Source organism: Chromohalobacter sp. 48-RD10, assembly GCF_029889785.1.
Taxonomy (GTDB): Bacteria; Pseudomonadota; Gammaproteobacteria; order Pseudomonadales; family Halomonadaceae; genus Chromohalobacter.
On record NZ_JARANX010000165.1, the window covers coordinates 1 to 1,032 of the forward strand.

Annotated in this window: 1 pseudogene; it reads right to left on the reverse strand. The window is 65.8% G+C overall.

Annotation, left to right across the window (positions count from 1 at the left end):
- A pseudogene (locus tag OP496_RS17965) lies at window positions 1-1,032 on the reverse strand (hypothetical protein); the annotation flags it as partial.

The following is a 1,032-nucleotide window of genomic DNA, read 5'->3' on the forward strand; positions in this document are numbered from 1 at the left end:
CAAGGCATCGGGCGAGGAACTGAGCAGCCGCAGGCTATCGTCGCTATGCAGGCGCCAGGCACAGACCGCCACCAGTATGACCGCTGCCACGCCGACGATGCCGGGCTTGAGGTGCCACGGCGAGCGGGTGAGGCGCTCCCAGCGTGTCGCCAGGCGCGCGGTGGCCGGCGAGATGGGTAGATGCAAGCGAGGCAGCCACAGCACTACCGAGAGCCAGGCGCCCAGTAGTCCCAGTGCGGCGAAAACCGCCATCTGGCGCAGGCCCGGCAACGGGGTAAGGGTCTGGGCGAGGTACGCGACCAGGCTCGATGCCAAGCCCAGTGCGAGTCCGGGCAGCAGGGCGCGGAGGCGAAAGGCGCGGCCAGCGATGGCCCGATGACTCTGCAGATGCAGGGCGTAATCGATGGCGATGCCGATAAGACTGGCGCCGAAGGCCAGCGTCAGCAAGTGCAGGCTGCCGAACAATGCCAACGTCAGGGTCAGCGCCATCAGCAGGCCGCTGCCTAGCGGTAGCAATAGTGCGAGCAGGACGCGCGGCGAGCGAAAGACGATCAGCAGCACTACGATCAGGCCGAGCAACGCGCCCAGGCCGATGGTCGAGATCTCGTGCTTGGCCTGCTCGGCGCCGGCCGCAGCATGAAAGATCAACCCCGAGCGCAATAGTGTCGCTTCGGGGTGATTGGCCTGAAAATCCGCCAATGCCGTCGTCAGGCGCTGCTGAGCGTCAGGCGCATAGGGCGAGGTAGCAAGCTTGCCGATCAATAGATTAAAACGCTGGCCGTCGATATCGATGCTCAAACGGCCATCGCGCGGGGTGACGCGACTCGTGGTGCGCTCCTCGAGCCAGGCATCGAGCAGTCCGAACGGGTCGCGTAGCGGATCCGGGCGCGCGTCGGGCGAGAACAGCGTCTTCAGTGCGGGCTCGACCAGCGAGTTACCGCCGTCGGCATCGATGGCCTGGCGTATCTCGGGGGTCAGCAGGCGATAGCGATAGGCATCGAGTGCCGCCTGAGGATCGTCGTCGAGTAGATC